Origin of the sequence: Mesorhizobium sp. M0678, assembly GCF_040320505.1 — a bacterium.
Taxonomy (GTDB): domain Bacteria; phylum Pseudomonadota; class Alphaproteobacteria; order Rhizobiales; family Rhizobiaceae; genus Mesorhizobium.
In genome coordinates, this window is record NZ_JAMYPT010000007.1 from 1 (window position 1) to 15,475 (window position 15,475).

Consider the following 15,475-nt stretch of genomic DNA (forward strand, 5'->3'; position numbering starts at 1 on the left):
CCCCCCCCCCCCCCCCCCCCCCCCCCCCCCCCCCCCCCCCCCCCCCCCCCCCCCCCCCCCCCCCCCGACGGCGGGGGGGCTAAAGACGGGCGCGGCGACCGACGGTCGCCCGCTCGTCTTCGGTATTCGTCCCGAGGACGTCTATCTCGAGACCGGCGCGCCGGTCGAGGCGCGGGTCCATGACGTCGAGAACCATGGCGTCGAGAAGATCCTGACGCTGCGGGTCGGCGACGCCATGCTGCGCGCCACCGTGCCTGCCAGGACCGACGTCCAGATAGAGCAGCCGGTGCGCTTTGCCTGGAACCCGGACAAGGTGGTGCTGTTCGACAAGGGCAGCGGAATAAGCCTGCGTCACGCCGGCTAAGTACAAGCGTCTTTACTGCGCTAGAGCGGGATGCGTTCAAAGTGAACCGTGCATCCCGCTCTATCCATGTGTTTTAGCCGCATTTGTGCGACGCCACTTGATTCCACTTGGCTGCGAAATGCTCGAGTCTTCCCGTCATCCCCCGTACGGGGGATGCGGATGCTCCGATTTGTCGAATAGGCTGATCCTTTGGTCCCAAACGGGCTTTGCAAGCCCAATTTGGAGGCCCAAAACGGAGGGTTGGCTATGGGAAATCTGTTCCGCAGTTTTGCGACGATCCTGCTCGTCGCCGGTATGGGATTGTCGGCGGCGCATCTGGGCGAGGCGCAGGCAGCCAAGAAAGTTGTCGCCGGCGCGAAGGTCGACGCCAAGAAGATCAAGGACCTCAACGGCACGGTCAATCTGTCCACCAGCGACTGCAAGCTGTTGTTGAGCGGCACCGTCGTGGAAGTCTCGGATGGCAGGTGCGGGGCCTCCGGCAAATATTGCAAGAGCAGCGCCGGCTCGGCCTGCATCACCGAGCAATAAGCCGGCCAACGTTTAGCCGGCCTGGCGGATCTCCGCCTGTTCCTCGGCCCGGAAATGGCTGGGCGGCGATCCGATGACCCGTTTGAAGGCGCGGCTGAAGGAGGCGTCGGATTCGTAGCCGAGGCGCGCCGCGACGACGGAAATCTTGAGCCGGTCGCGGACCAGCCATTGCCTCGCCTGGTGCATCCGCACCTGCGTGACGTACTTTGCCGGTGTTTCGCCGACAATGGTTGCGAAGCGCTCGGCGAAACCTGATCGCGAGGCACCCATCATCTTCGCCAGAGCCTCCACCGTCCAGTCGCGGTTCGGTTCCAGATGGATCGCGGCCAGCACCCGGCCGATCTCGCGGTCCCTGACCGCCGCAATCCAACCGGAAGAGTCGCCGCAGCCGCGCTCGACCCATGAGCGGATGACGGTCGCGGCGAGCACATCGGCCAGCCGCGCCAGGATGCCGCCGGAGCCGACGCGCTCCATCGTCACCTCGCGGGCCATCGCTTCCAGCAAATGCGGGATACCTGGCTCATAGGCCTCCAACTCATGTGCGCGCATCACGTCCGGCATCATGCCGAGCAAGGGGTGCAAGCCATCGAGATTGAAATACATGCTGCCGAAAAACAGCAAGGTCCCCGGACGGCAGCCGGGCATGCCGTCATTCGACATGCAATAGACACCCTTGCAGATTTCCTCGACCTCATAGCCGTGGATCGGCGCCGCCTCGATACCCGGCTCGCTCGCCAGCGTGTGGGCTGAGCCGCGCGGCAACAATACCGCGTCGCCCGCCTTGAGCTCGACCCATTCACCGGACGGCTGCAGCAACCAGCAGCCTTTGCGGCCGATGAAATGAAACCGTGCCGCCGCCTGAGCCGGAAAATGGATGCCCCAGGGTTCCTTCATCTCGCAACGGCCGTAATCGACGCCTTCGAGACGCAATCCGCGCAATATGTCTGTCAGCGGATCGCCGGTGATTGGAATTTTGGACGAACGGTCAAACATAATGGTGTTTCTAGCATGGAAACTCCAGCTAGTCACTCCCTATGTTGCTTGCATTGCCGCCAAATGCTGCGCTGCAACAGACCGGAGATCCCTCATGACCGAACCCGCGACAGGCGTCATGGACGCCGTTCTCGACCCATCGGAAACCGGCGAACGATCCGAGCCCGCATGGGGGGCGGTGGTCTCCCTGGCGCTCGGAGTCTTTGGCCTGGTGACCGCGGAATTTCTGCCTGCCAGCCTGCTGACGCCGCTTGCGCAGGATCTCGGCATCACCGAAGGCGCCGCCGGGCAGGCGGTAACGGCCACCGCCGTCATTGGCGCGATTGCGGCGCCGACCATGGCTATTGTCACCAAGCGGCTGGACCGCAGGCTGGTCATGTGGGCGCTGACGGTGCTGCTTGTGCTGTCAAACCTGGTGGCCGCGTTTGCGTCCTCGCTTCCCGTTCTTCTGATTGCCCGCATCATGCTCGGGATCAGTCTTGGCGGCTTCTGGTCGATGTCGGCAGCCATGGCGATGCGGCTCGTTCCGATGCGGTTGATGTCGCGCGCCATGTCGATCATTCTCACCGGCGTTTCGGTGGCGACGGTCTGCGCGGCTCCGGTCGGCGCCTATGTCGGCGACATCTGGGGCTGGCGGACGGCGTTCATGATCGCCGCCGTGGTCGGTGCGCTGGCGCTGCTGGTGCAGGTGGCTACCATTCCGAAGCTGCCGCCTGCAGGTACGGCAGGTTTTCGCACGCTGCTGGAGGTGATGAAGCGGCCGATGATCAGGGTGGCACTGCTGGTGGTGCTGCTGGTCGCCTCGGGACATTTTGCCGGCTTCACCTATGTCCGCCCGTTTCTCGAGAAGGTGCCCGCGCTGGACATCGAGACGATCTCGCTTGTGCTGCTCGCCTACGGCATTGGTGGCTTCTTCGGCAATTTTGCCGGCGGCTTCATTGCCGAACGCAGCCTCAAGGCAGCCGTCAGCCTGGCGCCCCTGCTGATCGCGTTTTCGGCGCTCCTGCTGCTGGTGGTCGGAGGTTCACCCGTCGTGGCTGCAATAGCAGTGGCCAGCTGGGGCTTTGCCTTCGGCGCCGTCCCAGTCGGGCTGCAGACCTGGCTGGTGCGGGCCGCCCCCGATCAGGCGGAAAGCGCCGGTGGGCTCATGGTTATGACGTTCCAGGTCGCCATCGCGTTGGGCGCCGTCTTCGGCGGCCTGCTGGTCGACAATACCGGCGTTGCCACCGCCTTCGCCTATTGCGCGGCGGCGACGTTGCTTGCGGCACTGGCGGCGTTCTTCCTTGGCCCCAAGCCGATCGACGACCCCAAGGCCTAAACGGAACGGCCGTCGAAGTCGAAGACCGGCACGGCGGCGACGTCCAACGCCTCGATGCAATTGATATTGATATAGGCACTTCGCCCGCTCCCTTCGCCGACATCCTCGGCGAAGGGGTGAATGCCGCAGCTGCGGCAGAAGCGGTGGGCGATGACATGGTTGCCGAAGCTGTAGCGGCCGAGATCATCGCCCCAGGCAAGCACCCGTATGCTCTCATGCGGAACTGCCCATAACAGTGCACCCTTGCGCGAGCAGATCGAGCAATTGCACCGAACGGCTCCGGTCAGCTCGCCTTCGACCTCGAACGCGACCTTGCCGCAGTGGCAGCTGCCTTGGTAGAGCATCGGGCCTTCCTCCTTCGGTTCGACAGGTGCAAATCCGACCGTGCCGGGCTATGTCTCCTGCGGCCAGTTTCTGGCTGCTACCTTAAGACGTTGCAAGCGCGCGGAGTCCGACACCGAAAAATGCAATCAGCCCGCGATCACCTCGAAGCAATTCTTTCGCCTCTTGCCGCTCGCGTCGACGATGAGAGGGTTTTCGTAAAGCTCTACCCGGAAGCCGCACGGGCGGCGGCGGACGCCACCGATGCGCGGCGAAAAGCCGGCGTCACGCTCGGGCCGCTCGATGGGGCGATCGTCTCGATCAAGGATCTGTTCGATGTCGCCGGCGAGCCGACCACGGCTGGCTCTCTGCTGCTCGCCAACGCAGCGCCGGCGCTGCGGGATGCCATTGTCGTGCAACAGTTGCGCCAGGCCGGTGCAATCATCCTCGGCAAGACCAACATGACCGAGTTCGCCTTTACTGCGATCGGCGTCAATCCACATTATGGCACGCCCGGCAATGCTAGCGATGCCAGCCGTATTCCGGGCGGCTCCTCCTCAGGCGCCGGCGTTTCGGTGGGCGAAGGCACCAGCGAAATCTCCATCGGTTCCGATACCGGTGGTTCGGTGCGCATTCCGGCATCGCTGAATGGCGTCGTCGGTTTCAAGCCGACTGCGCGGCGCGTGCCGCTTGCGGGTGCGTTTCCGCTATCAGCCACGCTGGACTCGATCGGTCCGCTGGCCCGCACCGTCGCCGAATGTGCGGCGGCCGATGCAGTGATGTCGGGCGAAAACCTGGCGGCACTGTTGCCGCTGCCGCTGGACGGCCTGCGCATCGGTATTGCGCGCGGCGTGCTGTTCGATGATACGCAGGAAGAGGTCGCGACGACGTTCGACCGGTGTCTGCGCAAGATAGAGCTTAGCGGCGCACGGCTTGTGGAGCTGTCGATCGACGACCTGCTTGCCGATCTGCGCGTGGCAACCCAACGCGCGTCGATCGCGGCGATGGAAGGGGCGGAGATCCATGCCGACTGGCTGGCGACGGGAGCGACGAGGCCGGTCGACCCGCGGGTAAGCGGGCCATTGTCGCGCGCCGCCGCCATTCCGGCCACGGTCTATATCAGGGCAATGCGCCGCCGCACGGCGCTGGCCGCCGCGATGGATGACCGGCTGGCGTCGGTCGACGTGCTGGCCCTGCCGACCACACCGGTGACGGCGCCGACGATCGTGTCGATGACCAGCGACGAGGCTCTGTGCAACAGGACGGAAGGCCTTCTGCTGCGCAACACGCAGGTCGCCAACCAGTTCGATCTATCAGCCATCTCGCTGCCGATGCCGGGAATGACGCGTCCGGCCGGGCTGATGCTGGTGGCGCGCAATGGCCATGACCACCACCTGCTGCGCATCGCAGCGGGCGTGGAGGGGCTGCTTGCAAATTGATCGGATAGCGCGTGTCAGCGCGACGAGCAGTGGCCGCGTTCGCTGTCCTTGGCGGCGCGTTCGATGCTGGTGGCGACCAGCCAAGGCAGGGTGTACCGCTTGCCGTTGAAGGTCCGGGTGCGGTTCTCGATCGAGCCGACAACAACGACCTTGCCGGCATAGAGCTTGTCTGAAAGATCGAGCGCCTTGTCTTGCTGCGGCAGGCGATCGATGTCGATTGAAACGCCTTTGATGAGCTTCCCAGCAGCGAGGTCGAGTGCGCTGTTCGATGGACAGGGTGCCGCCACGCAGCGTATGCCGTTGTCGCAGAACACGTAGCTACCCTGTCCGTTGGCGAAGGCTTGCGCCGTCGCCACACAGAAGCCGGCGGTCAGCAGGAATTTTGTGACGCTTGCCATGCCGGCACCATCGCCGGCGAATTCGGGAAAATTAGGGCGCTTTCAGAAATCGGCAGGGAACCGCCGCCGGTAGTGCTCGACCACTTCGGGGTTGCGCAGATTGACCGGCAATCTGTTGGCCAGCACCAGCAAGGCTTCGCCAGCCGCGCCGACGCCCATGCGCATCATCGACTGCTCGGTAATCCCAGCCATGTGCGGGGTGACGATGACGTTGTCGAAGCCGAAATAAGGATGGTTGGGCGGTAGCGGTTGTGTAGCAAAAACATCGAGCGCAGCGCCGCCGATGCGGCCCTTCTGCAAGGCCTCGATCAGCGCGTTGTCATCGATCACCGGCCCGCGCGAAACATTGATCAGCAGCGCATCCGGCTTCATCCGCTCAATGCGCTCGCGGCTGATCAGCCCCCGTGTTTCGGGCGTCAGCGGGCAGCACAGAACGATGATGTCGCTCTGCTCGATGAGTGCATCGATCGACAGGAAGCCGACCCTGTCCGGCGCCGGCCGCATGCTGCGCGTCGTCGCCACCACATTCAGATCGAACCCATGGGCGGCGATGTGGCCAACCGCCTGACCGATCGCGCCGAGGCCGACAATGCCGATCGTCTTGCCCGCTAGCTCGCTGGCCACCACCGTGTGTTCGCGGCCCGCCAGCCAGCCCTTCGCACGCAAGTCGCGGTCCAACACACGGAAGCGCCTAAGCAGCGCCAGCGCCGCGAACATCACATATTCGGCGACAGATCGCGCGTTCACCCCCGGCACGTTCGCCACCAGCACGCCGGCCGCATTGGCCGCTTCCATCGGTACCATGTCCAGCCCGGCGCCGTGGCGGATCGCGGCCCTGAGCTTCTTCGCGCCTTCGAAAAGCGCCGCAGGCAAGGGAGCGCGAACGATGATGACATCGGCGTTCCTCGCCTCGGCGGCCAGCGTGGCCGCATCGAGGGCGGAAGCAACGACGAGTTCGCCGGCCCCGGTCAGCATGGAAGCGGCACGAGGGTGCAGTCTGTGTGTTGACAGGATCTTGGGCATTTCAGGCCTTTTCGAGCGCAGGGCTTTCCGGTTCCGTCCCACGCCCCTCGATCAGCCCCTTCCAGTAGCTTTCCGCGCCTTGCAGGTGGGCGCTCATCAGCGCCTGGGCGAGATTGCCATCGCGGCGCAGCAGCGCCTCGTAGATCTGGATATGCTCGGCATGGGAGCGCACGCTGCGTTCGGGATCGTTGAAATAGATCGGCAGGCGCAGTTCACCCATCATGTAGTAGACGCTGCAGATATTGTGGAAGACGCTGTTCTTGGTCGCCCGCACGATCTCGAGGTGGAACTCGCGGTCTTCCCGGGCAAGCCCTTCACCGGCGGCGATGCGATCCTCGGAGGCCTTCAGGATCTCGCGCAGCCGCTCGAAATTCTCCTCGGTGGCGCGTGAACAGGCAAGTTCGGCGGCCTTGATCTCGTGGATCTTGCGCAACTCGACCGTCTCGTAGATCTGGACGGGATCGAGCGGCAGGCCGGCGCGGGCGAACAGCGCCATCGCCTCGACGCTCGCCTGCTTCGTATCGATGTAGATGCCGGATTTCGCCCGTCGCTCGACGATGCGCATGGCCTCGAGAATGGCCAGCGCCTCGCGGATCTGGCCGCGGCTGACGCTGAAATGCTCTGCCAGTTCGCGCTCCGACGGCGTGCGGCCCGTCTCCTTGTCCGAATGGGAGAACAGATAGGCGGCGAGTTCCGCGAGAAGGTTCTTTTCTTTCATGTCAGCCGTGTTGGGCGTGCGCCTCCAGGAACCGCTCCGAAATGGTGAATCCCAGCCCGGGTCTATCAGGGATCGCTACCATACCGTCCTTTGCTTCGACAGTCTCTTCGATCAGATCGTGGATCATCGGGTTGGCGCCGAGCGAATATTCGACGGTGAAGCTCGCCGGCGACGCAGCGCAGACATGCAGCCCGGCAAAGAAGCAGGGCGCGCCGGCCCAAAGATGCGGCGCAAAGCGCAGATTGAAGGCGCTGGCGATGGTGCCGATCTTCATCGCCTCGCTGATGCCACCGCAAAAGGCCGGATCCGGCTGGAATATATCGGCGGATTTGAGCACGGCGAGGTCGCGGAAGGCATAGCGCGTCGCCTCGCTTTCGCCGGTGGCGATCGGAATCGAACCGCAGGCGCGCACCTCGGCCATGCCGGGCTTGTCGTCGGCGATCACCGGCTCCTCGAACCAGGCGAGATCGAGGTCGCCGGCGAGATGGATAAAGCGCTTGGCTTCGGCCACCGTGTAGGTGCCGTGCGCGTCGACCATCAGGTCGATATCGGGACCGAGCGCCTGTCTGGCGGCTCTGACGCGAGCGGCCGAGATATGTGGGGCGCCGTCCATGGCGCCGACGCGCATCTTCAGCGCCTTGAAACCGCCCTTGGTGATGTAGGACTGCAGCTGGTCGCCGATGGCTTCCGCAGTAGCCCAGCCGCCGGAAGCATAGGCCGGCATGCGGTCCAGCTTGCGGCCGCCGAGCAGCCGCCAGACCGGAACGCCGAGCGATTTGCCAAGAATGTCCCACAATGCGATGTCGACGGCGCTGATAGCGGCGATGCTCATGCCGCGTCGCGCCAATTGCGGCATGGCGTGGCCGGCGCGAGCGGCGCTGTCGTGGCGCGTGCCATTATAGAGCATCTCCCATATGACGCCGATGTCAGCCGGGTCGCGGCCGACCAGCTGCGGGCCGACCTCGTAGTTCAGCAAATGGACAAGGGCGCCGTAGCTGCCGGCGCTGCCGGCGGCATTCTTGCCCTCGCCCCAGCCGACCAGCCCGTCGTCCGTCTCGATGCGCAGGATGGCGGCGTCGAACGTCGCCACCTGACCGAAGTCGCTGCGGTGCTGCTTCGCGGCTTCGATCGGTATGCGGACCCACCAGGCTTGGACCGTCTTGATGCGCATGTTAATCCTCGGCCCGGCCGCGGTGAGGCGGAAGGGCTTTTCCAAACGGCTCGGCTACTTGATCAGCGGCAGCAGCGTTTCCGCGTTGATGCGCATCTGGTCGGTGTAGAATTTCTCCGTGAGCACGCTGGAGCCGTGGTCCTGAATGAATTTCAGCTGCTCCGGCGAGATGTCGACGGGGTTGCGTTCGACCATGTCGGGATAGGGGGCAGCCGGCGTGCGGTCGACGGGGGCGACGAATTCATTGGTCAGCGCGCCGTCATAGCCGATCTCCTTCAGCGTGCCGACGATCTTCAGCCAGTCGATCTGCCCGAGGCCGGCGGCGAAGCGGTTGTTGTCGGCGACATGGAAGTCGTACAGGCGCTTGCCGACCTGCCGGATGGCGTCGTAGACGTTAAATTCTTCCATGTGGATGTGGTAGGCGTCGAGGCAGACGCCGCATTCGGGACTGACCGCATCGGCCAGCGCCAGTGCCTGGGCGCCGCGGTTGAACAGATAGGTCTCGAAGCGGTTGAGCGGCTCGACCGCGATCTTGACGCCGACCTTCTTGGCGTGGGTGAAGCATTCCCGGGTGGCGTCGACCACCCATTTCCACTCCTCTTCCTCGGTGCCGTCCGGCACCACCTTGCCGACGGTGGCCGGAACCAGCGTGATGATCTCGCCATCAAGTTCGCTGACCATGGTCAGCACGTCCTTGACATACTGCACCGAGCGCTCGCGCTGGCCCTGGTCCTTGGCGGCGAGATTGCGCTCGCCCAGCATCAGCGTCACCGCTCCCCAGCAGCGAATGCCGTACTCGTTCAACAGTGCGCGCGTCTCCTTGGGCTTGTACTGTTCGGGTTCGCCGGAGATCTCGATCGACTCGTAGCCGAATTTCTTGATGCGCTTGAGCGTCGTTTCCAGCGGCTCCGCCCGCATCCAATTGTGCGTCGAAAGATGCATGGTCTATCCTTCCCAGAATCGCCTGTACCAGTTCGCCTGCGGCGCACTCTGCCGAAGCGTGCCGCATGATTCCTCCCCAAGGCGTCCCAGCATTTTTTGCAAACTGGTTCGACCAATTGGGCTTGAAGGGAGGTCTACAGTAATTTCATCTGGACGGCAAGAACTGCTGCCATCAAGCGTTGGCTCCTGTCTATGCTATTGATTATACTTAAACATGTGGCTTAACTCGGCATGGTTGCAGGACCGTCGCAGCGCGTCAAATGGCTTGACCAGATTTCGGCATTTGGTAATACCAGAATAGCAGCGCTGAGTGCGCTGTGCAAAGAGACCAAAGACGCTGGCCCTGTTTTCAATCGGCGCTATGCTTGGTCGTGAAACATAGGGAGATGCCGATGCCGACGACGATGAAGGGGCCTGGTCTGTTCTTGGCGCAGTTTGCGGGCGACGCCGCGCCGTTCAATTCGCTGGCCTCGATCACCAAATGGGCGGCTGGTCTGGGCTACAAGGGCGTGCAGATCCCGACATGGGACGCTCGACTGTTCGATCTCGAGAAGGCAGCCTCCTCCAAGGCCTATTGCGACGAGGTGAAGGGCATCTGCGCCGATGCCGGCGTCGAAATCACCGAACTGTCGACGCATCTGCAGGGGCAACTGGTGGCGGTGCATCCCGCCTATGACGCGCAGTTCGACGGCTTTGCGCCGGCTGCGGTGCACAACAATCCAAAAGCCAGGCAGCAATGGGCGGTCGAACAGATGAAGTTCGCCGCCAAGGCGTCGAAGAATCTCGGGCTCAAGGCGTCGGTGTCGTTTTGCGGCGCGTTGGCCTTCCCATACCTCTACCCATGGCCGCAGCGGCCGGCGGGACTGATCGAGGAAGCATTTGCCGAGCTGGGCAAGCGCTGGAAGCCAATCCTCGACGTCTATGACGAGAACGGCGTCGATATCGGCTACGAAATCCATCCGGGCGAGGACGTGTTCGACGGCGCGACATTCGAGATGTTCCTCGATGCGGTCGGCGGCCACAAGCGCTGCAACATCAACTACGACCCGTCGCACTTCCTGCTGCAGCAGCTCGATTATCTCGAATTCATCGACATCTACCACGAGCGGATCAAGGCGTTCCACGTCAAGGACGCTGAATTCAATCCGACCGGGCGGCAAGGCGTCTATTCCGGCTACCAGAGCTGGACCAACCGCGCCGGGCGTTTCCGCTCGCTCGGCGACGGGCAGGTGGATTTCGGCGGCATCTTCTCCAAGCTCACCCAATACAATTACGATTCATGGGCGGTGCTGGAATGGGAATGCTGCCTCAAGCACCCGGAGGATGGTGCTGCCGAAGGCGCCCCCTTCATCCAGCACCACATCATCAGGGTGACGGAAAAAGCATTCGACGATTTCGCCGGCGGCACGACCGATAAAAAGGTGCTGCGCGGCATGATGGGGATCTAGCACAGATATCCCTCCCGAGGGGAGGGTGGCCCGGAGGGCCGGGTGGGGTCGGTCCATGCCGAGCTTCATGCCCGGCGACCCCACCCGCGCTACGCGTCGACCCTCCCCCTCAAGGGGGGAGGGGTATCTCAGATAACGAGGGAGAAAATCATGGTTGGCGCATCGAAGACGGAAACGGGAGGCGGTCCGATCCGCTACGGCATGGTTGGCGGCGGACAAGGCGCCTTTATCGGCGCGGTGCACCGCATCGCGGCGCGCATTGATAACGAGTTCGTGCTGGTTGCCGGCGCCTTGTCGTCGAATCCGGAGCGCGCCAAGGCCTCGGCGGCCGAGCTTGGGCTCGATCCGGCACGCAGCTACGGCTCCTATGCCGAGATGGCCCAGGCCGAGGCCAAGCGGCCGGACGGCATCGAGGTGGTGGCCATCGTCACGCCGAACAATGTGCACGTGCCGGCCGCCAAGGCTTTTCTAGAGGCCGGCATCCACGTCATCTGCGACAAGCCGCTGGCGACGACGCTGGCCGAGGCAAAGAAGCTGGCCGCGCTGGTCGAAAAGACCGGCAAGGTGTTTGTGCTGACGCATAACTACACCGCCTATCCGATGGTGCGGCAGGCACGCGAGATGGTGGCCAAAGGACAGCTCGGCGATATCCGCATCGTGCAGTCGGAATATCCGCAGGACTGGCTGACCGAAGATCTGGCCGCCACCGGCCAGAAGCAGGCTGCGTGGCGCTCAGACCCCAAGCAGGCCGGTGCCGGCGGTGCGCTGGGCGATATCGGCACGCACGCCTACAACCTCGCCCGTTTCGTCTCCGGGCTGGAGCTCGATTCGTTGTCGGCCGATCTCGATGCCTTCGTACCGGGGCGGCTGCTCGACGACAACATCAATGTGCTGCTGCGCTTCAAGCCGGTCGGCGGGTCGCACTCCGCCAAGGGCATGATCTGGGCAAGCCAGGTGGCGCCCGGCCACGAGAACGGCCTGAAATTGCGCATCTACGGCTCGAAGGGCGGGCTCGAATGGGTGCAGGCCGATCCGAACTATCTCTGGTACACGCCGTTCGGCCAGCCGAAGCAGTTGATCACCCGAAACGGCGCGGGAGCGTTGCCCGTCGCCGGGCGCGTCAGCCGCGTTCCGCCAGGCCATCCGGAAGGCTATCTCGAAGGTTTCGCCAACATCTACCAGGAAGCCGCGCGGGCCATTCGTGCGGCGCGCGGGAAGGGCGGCAAGCCGGCTAAGGATGTCGTTTTCCCGACTGTGCAAGACGGCGTCGAAGGCATGGCCTTCATCGAGGCCTGCGTGAAATCGGCGAAGAAGAATGGAGCGTGGACGAAGCTCTGAAGGGGTGGTGATATTCAGGTGAGACCGGCCTGCAAATGGCAGTTTCCTGCGCTTCCGGTGCTCATGTACCAAAAGTACGCTCCGCTCCGGTTCTCGGAACCCACCATTTTCGGCTCGGCCTGACCTGAATCTCACCACCCCTCCGGCGATCGAGCGAATGAAGGGGAGGGGCGTCGATGAAAATCGGCATGTGCATGTTGTTGTGGACGACCAGTGTCACGAAAAAACACGAGCCGTTGTTGAGGGATATCAAGGCGACCGGCTTCGACGGCGTCGAGATACCGATCTTCTCCGGCACGCCGGACGACTACAAGAAGCTCGGCGAGCTGCTCGATCGTATCGGGCTGGAACGCACCGCCGTCTCGGCGATGGGCGATCCGGCGATGAATTTGATCTCGCCGGATGGCTCGACGCGCAAGGCCGGTATCGACTACATGAAATCGACGATTGATTGCGCTCAAGCGCTGGGCGCGAACACTTTGAGCGGTCCGCTGCATTCGACGCTTGGCGCCTTTTCCGGCAGCGGGCCGACGGCGGCCGAGAAAAAGCGCTCGGTCGCCTCGCAACGCGCCATCGGCGATCATGCCGGCAACAGAAACGTCACTATCGGGCTGGAGGCGCTCAATCGCTTCGAATGTTATCTGCTCAACACGATGGACGATCTGTCGGAGCATATCGACGCGATCGACCGGCCGCACGTCAAGGCGATGTACGATACCTTCCATGCCAATATCGAAGAAGCTGACCCGATCGGGGCCTATACGCGCAACCGCAAGAACATCGTCCATATCCATATTTCGGAGAACGATCGCGGCGTGCCGGGCCGCGGCCACGTCCCCTGGAAGGAGACTTTCTCCGCCATTCGCAAGAGCGGCTACGACGATTGGCTGACGATCGAGGCGTTCGGGCGTTCGCTGAAGGATTTGGCCGCGGCCACCAAGGTGTGGCGCGACTTTTCCGAAGGCCCGGAAGCTGTTTACCGCGACGGCTACAGGCATATCAGGAATGGATGGAGGAAGGCGCCCTAACCGCACGTCTGCGTAACGCCCCCGTCAGCCCTGGCCGGCCTGGATCCGGTTGTAGTCGTGGATCGTCCTGCTCAAGCGGCGGCGCAGGAAATTGGAAATGCTGTCGAAGATGAAAACGACGAGCAGGACCAAGAGCACCATGTAGAAGACATTGGCCCAGTTGGAATTGGTGCGCATCGCCTCCCAGAGCTTCAGGCCGATGCCACCGGCACCGACGGCGCCGATGATCGTCGCGCCCCTGGTGTTGGATTCCCACTGATAGAGTGTCTGGCTGATGAAGACCGGGATCACTTCCGGCAGCACGCCATAGCGCTGCACCAGCAAGCCATTGGCGCCGGTCGACTGGATGCCCTCGCGTGGCTTGTCGTCGATGTTCTCGAGGCCTTCCGAATAGACTTTGCCGAGCGTGCCGATCTCGGTGAAGAAAATCGCGGCGCTGCCGGCAAGCGGGCCCGGGCCGAAGGCGCGGGTGAAGAACAGCGCCCAGATCAGCATGTCGACCGAACGCATGAAATCGAAGAACCGCTTTAGCACCTGGCTAAGCAGGCCGCTCGGGGTGATGTTGCGGGCGGCGAAGAAGGCGAGCGGGAAGGCAACGATGCCGCCGAGCAAGGTGCCGAGAAACGCCATGACGATGGTCTGGAACAGCTTCGTCCAGACGTCGCCATGCTGCCATTGGGCGTTGTTCCAGATATTGTCGGCGGCCAGCGCAATGTTTGATGTGCCCGGCTTGAGCTGGGGTCCGGACATCAGCAACGAGACCACCTCGCCGGGCGACTTGCCGAAGAAGGGCGAGCGTGTGTCGAAGACGAAATTCGCCCAGCCGAGGAAGCGTTTGCGGACCTTGACGCGATCGACGGTTATACGGACCTCGCCGGCAAAGCCCATCCTGGCGACGATCTCATCGTCATGCGCGGTGATCCACTCCGGCACCGGGCCGGATATTACCGGTTTGCCGCTGGCCAAGGACACCGGCACCGTCTGGCCATTGGCGACCAGCGTCGCCTCGGTCTTGTCGAAGGTGACCGATTTGGCCCGGCCGTCGATCAGGATGGTGTAGGAGCCGTTGGCGTTGGTGATGACCCAATCGGGATGCGGGTCTTCGCCGAGCGCCGAAAAACGCGGATATCTGGGTGTGATCTGAGGCTGGTCGAGACGGAATTCCGGCTGCAGATCGTAGCTGATCCATTGCGTCAGGAAGAGCGGCAGGCGCTCCCAGTGCGATTCCCTCAGCACTTGCGGCAGGCTGAAGAACCACAAGGCGTAGAGGAGATAGAGCAGGATGCCGGTGAACAGGACCAGCGGGCCGAAGCGTTTGTACAAGGGCCGCCGGAACACTTGGGGAAAGCGCTCCTCGATCGACCGCATCTGATCGGCGGTCATTGCGGCCATGGGCAGTCTTCTTGTTGATTTGCCATGATCTTTTCCAAAAACCGGAATCCACTTTTTGGGATCATGGTCAGGCACCCATCATGAATGCCTGCTCGCCGACGAGCTTGCGGCGTAGCCAGGCGGAAAACTGGTCGACGAGGAAGATCGTCGTGAACAGCAGCAGCACCAATGCCAGCGTCTTGGCGCCGAAGCCGCGCGAGATGGAGAGCTTCAGTTCCTCGCCGATGCCGCCACCGCCGACCGCACCGATAATGGTCGAGATACGCACATTGATCTCGATCCTGAGCAGCGTGTAGGACATGAAATTGGGCAGCACTTGCGGCAGGCCGGCAAAGCGCACGCGCTCGAACCAGTTGGCGCCGACCGCGCGCAGGCCTTCTTCGGCGCGCATGTCGATGTTTTCGTTGATCTCGTAGAAGAGCTTGCCGAGAGCGCCGATGGAATGCAGGCCGATGGCGATGATGGCTGCGACCGGGCCGGTCGAGAGGATGGCTGCGAACAGGCCGGCAATGACGATCTCGGGGAAGGCGCGAAGCAGTTCCATGAAGCGCTTGACGACGAGCCTGAGCACCGGACTGGGCGTCAAGTTGCGCGCGGCGATGAAGGAAAAGGGCACCGCAAAGACAAAGCCGATGAAAGTGGAAACCAGCGCCACGTTAAGCGTGGTGAGCATCAGCTCGAAATATTCGGGTAGATAAAAGCCGCCCCAGAGATAGACGCGGCCAAGCGGGAAGTTGAACTCTTGGCTGCCCTTGTCGTGCGGCGATGCGATGTCGAACAGCGCCCGCCAGACGTCGTTCCAGTCCTTGGGAACAAGCCAACTAAGGAAATCCAGTATGTGCGGCAGCCGATCGAAGAAATGTCCGGCATTGGCCTCGTCGGCGAACCACATGGCTGTGCACATGGCGACAAGCAGTGAGCCGATGCCGAGCGCCGTGTAGAACCGGCGCAAGGACGTCTGGCGTCGCCAGGCGTCTGCTGCCTGCCGGACCGCGTCTGAACGAATTGTAGCGGCGAAGGTCATACGGGGTCACGAGCGGACACGCAAAAAGGG

At 63.2% G+C, this 15,475-nt stretch carries 15 protein-coding genes and 1 pseudogene; 7 read left to right on the forward strand and 9 right to left on the reverse strand.

What is annotated here, in order from left to right:
- Nucleotides 1-88 precede the first annotated feature (88 nt).
- Together NKI29_RS14585 and NKI29_RS14590 are read left to right on the forward strand one after the other, a co-directional pair.
- Nucleotides 89-364, forward strand: a pseudogene (locus NKI29_RS14585) (TOBE domain-containing protein); the annotation flags it as partial.
- Nucleotides 365-610: 246 nt separating this feature from the next.
- The gene (locus tag NKI29_RS14590; protein WP_352448400.1) at nt 611-892 is read left to right on the forward strand and encodes a hypothetical protein; all 282 of its coding nucleotides are present in this window, start codon (nt 611-613) and stop codon (nt 890-892) included.
- A gap of 12 nt (nt 893-904) precedes the next feature.
- Here NKI29_RS14590 and NKI29_RS14595 read toward each other — a convergent pair whose 3' ends face one another.
- On the reverse strand, nt 905-1,885 hold the full coding sequence (locus NKI29_RS14595) for an AraC family transcriptional regulator (RefSeq protein ID WP_023675183.1): 981 nt from the start codon (nt 1,883-1,885) through the stop codon (nt 905-907).
- A gap of 94 nt (nt 1,886-1,979) precedes the next feature.
- Between NKI29_RS14595 and NKI29_RS14600 the strand changes: the two genes are divergently transcribed.
- On the forward strand, nt 1,980-3,203 hold the full coding sequence (locus tag NKI29_RS14600; RefSeq protein WP_352568287.1) for an MFS transporter: 1,224 nt from the start codon (nt 1,980-1,982) through the stop codon (nt 3,201-3,203).
- On the opposite strand, the gene NKI29_RS14605 is transcribed toward NKI29_RS14600, so the two are convergent.
- Nucleotides 3,200-3,547, reverse strand: a complete 348-nt coding sequence (locus tag NKI29_RS14605; RefSeq protein WP_352568286.1) for a GFA family protein — start codon at nt 3,545-3,547, stop codon at nt 3,200-3,202. The genes NKI29_RS14600 and NKI29_RS14605 overlap by 4 nt on opposite strands.
- Nucleotides 3,548-3,667: 120 nt before the next feature.
- Between NKI29_RS14605 and NKI29_RS14610 the strand changes: the two genes are divergently transcribed.
- Nucleotides 3,668-4,963 (forward strand): amidase, encoded by a 1,296-nt coding sequence (locus tag NKI29_RS14610; RefSeq protein WP_352448397.1) that lies wholly within the window; start codon nt 3,668-3,670, stop codon nt 4,961-4,963.
- Nucleotides 4,964-4,977: 14 nt separating this feature from the next.
- On the opposite strand, the gene NKI29_RS14615 is transcribed toward NKI29_RS14610, so the two are convergent.
- Genes NKI29_RS14615 through NKI29_RS14635 form a run of 5 tightly spaced genes read right to left on the reverse strand, consistent with a single transcriptional unit; the run spans nt 4,978 to nt 9,215 of the window.
- The gene (locus NKI29_RS14615; protein WP_023675186.1) at nt 4,978-5,361 is read right to left on the reverse strand and encodes a DUF6748 domain-containing protein; all 384 of its coding nucleotides are present in this window, start codon (nt 5,359-5,361) and stop codon (nt 4,978-4,980) included.
- Nucleotides 5,362-5,403: 42 nt separating this feature from the next.
- Nucleotides 5,404-6,384 (reverse strand): hydroxyacid dehydrogenase, encoded by a 981-nt coding sequence (locus NKI29_RS14620; protein ID WP_352644064.1) that lies wholly within the window; start codon nt 6,382-6,384, stop codon nt 5,404-5,406.
- A gap of 1 nt (nt 6,385) precedes the next feature.
- Nucleotides 6,386-7,102, reverse strand: coding sequence for a FadR/GntR family transcriptional regulator (locus NKI29_RS14625; RefSeq protein ID WP_023675188.1), 717 nt, complete (start codon nt 7,100-7,102; stop codon nt 6,386-6,388).
- Nucleotide 7,103: 1 nt separating this feature from the next.
- A complete protein-coding gene (locus NKI29_RS14630; RefSeq protein ID WP_023675189.1) occupies nt 7,104-8,273 on the reverse strand; it encodes a mandelate racemase/muconate lactonizing enzyme family protein in 1,170 nt (389 codons plus the stop codon).
- A 54-nt stretch (nt 8,274-8,327) separates the two neighbouring features.
- A complete protein-coding gene (locus NKI29_RS14635) occupies nt 8,328-9,215 on the reverse strand; it encodes a sugar phosphate isomerase/epimerase family protein (protein ID WP_352796572.1) in 888 nt (295 codons plus the stop codon).
- A 392-nt stretch (nt 9,216-9,607) separates the two neighbouring features.
- On the opposite strand from NKI29_RS14635, the gene NKI29_RS14640 reads away from it, so the two are divergent.
- The 3 genes from NKI29_RS14640 to NKI29_RS14650 all read left to right on the forward strand — a co-directional run bounded on the left by NKI29_RS14640 (nt 9,608) and on the right by NKI29_RS14650 (nt 13,029).
- On the forward strand, nt 9,608-10,663 hold the full coding sequence (locus NKI29_RS14640; RefSeq protein WP_023675191.1) for a sugar phosphate isomerase/epimerase family protein: 1,056 nt from the start codon (nt 9,608-9,610) through the stop codon (nt 10,661-10,663).
- 150 nt (nt 10,664-10,813) lie between these two features.
- Nucleotides 10,814-12,001, forward strand: coding sequence for a Gfo/Idh/MocA family protein (locus NKI29_RS14645; protein ID WP_352796575.1), 1,188 nt, complete (start codon nt 10,814-10,816; stop codon nt 11,999-12,001).
- Nucleotides 12,002-12,177: 176 nt separating this feature from the next.
- Nucleotides 12,178-13,029 (forward strand): sugar phosphate isomerase/epimerase family protein, encoded by an 852-nt coding sequence (locus tag NKI29_RS14650; protein ID WP_352568281.1) that lies wholly within the window; start codon nt 12,178-12,180, stop codon nt 13,027-13,029.
- Nucleotides 13,030-13,053: 24 nt separating this feature from the next.
- Here NKI29_RS14650 and phnE (NKI29_RS14655) read toward each other — a convergent pair whose 3' ends face one another.
- Nucleotides 13,054-14,421, reverse strand: coding sequence for a phosphonate ABC transporter, permease protein PhnE (gene phnE / locus NKI29_RS14655; RefSeq protein ID WP_352568279.1), 1,368 nt, complete (start codon nt 14,419-14,421; stop codon nt 13,054-13,056).
- 67 nt (nt 14,422-14,488) lie between these two features.
- Nucleotides 14,489-15,445 (reverse strand): phosphonate ABC transporter, permease protein PhnE, encoded by a 957-nt coding sequence (phnE, locus tag NKI29_RS14660; protein ID WP_023675195.1) that lies wholly within the window; start codon nt 15,443-15,445, stop codon nt 14,489-14,491.
- Nucleotides 15,446-15,475 lie beyond the last annotated feature (30 nt).

Coding starts and splice junctions, on each gene's coding strand:
- NKI29_RS14590 (WP_352448400.1), top strand. CDS start 611: ATGGGAAATCTGTTCCGCAGTTTTGCGACGATCCTGCTCGTCGCCGGT.
- NKI29_RS14615 (WP_023675186.1), bottom strand. CDS start 5,361: ATGGCAAGCGTCACAAAATTCCTGCTGACCGCCGGCTTCTGTGTGGCG.
- NKI29_RS14645 (WP_352796575.1), top strand. CDS start 10,814: ATGGTTGGCGCATCGAAGACGGAAACGGGAGGCGGTCCGATCCGCTAC.
- phnE (WP_352568279.1), bottom strand. CDS start 14,421: ATGGCCGCAATGACCGCCGATCAGATGCGGTCGATCGAGGAGCGCTTT.
- NKI29_RS14605 (WP_352568286.1), bottom strand. CDS start 3,547: ATGCTCTACCAAGGCAGCTGCCACTGCGGCAAGGTCGCGTTCGAGGTC.
- NKI29_RS14625 (WP_023675188.1), bottom strand. CDS start 7,102: ATGAAAGAAAAGAACCTTCTCGCGGAACTCGCCGCCTATCTGTTCTCC.
- NKI29_RS14635 (WP_352796572.1), bottom strand. CDS start 9,215: ATGCATCTTTCGACGCACAATTGGATGCGGGCGGAGCCGCTGGAAACG.
- NKI29_RS14600 (WP_352568287.1), top strand. CDS start 1,980: ATGACCGAACCCGCGACAGGCGTCATGGACGCCGTTCTCGACCCATCG.
- NKI29_RS14650 (WP_352568281.1), top strand. CDS start 12,178: ATGAAAATCGGCATGTGCATGTTGTTGTGGACGACCAGTGTCACGAAA.
- NKI29_RS14620 (WP_352644064.1), bottom strand. CDS start 6,384: ATGCCCAAGATCCTGTCAACACACAGACTGCACCCTCGTGCCGCTTCC.
- NKI29_RS14640 (WP_023675191.1), top strand. CDS start 9,608: ATGCCGACGACGATGAAGGGGCCTGGTCTGTTCTTGGCGCAGTTTGCG.
- NKI29_RS14595 (WP_023675183.1), bottom strand. CDS start 1,885: ATGTTTGACCGTTCGTCCAAAATTCCAATCACCGGCGATCCGCTGACA.
- phnE (WP_023675195.1), bottom strand. CDS start 15,445: ATGACCTTCGCCGCTACAATTCGTTCAGACGCGGTCCGGCAGGCAGCA.
- NKI29_RS14610 (WP_352448397.1), top strand. CDS start 3,668: ATGCAATCAGCCCGCGATCACCTCGAAGCAATTCTTTCGCCTCTTGCC.
- NKI29_RS14630 (WP_023675189.1), bottom strand. CDS start 8,273: ATGCGCATCAAGACGGTCCAAGCCTGGTGGGTCCGCATACCGATCGAA.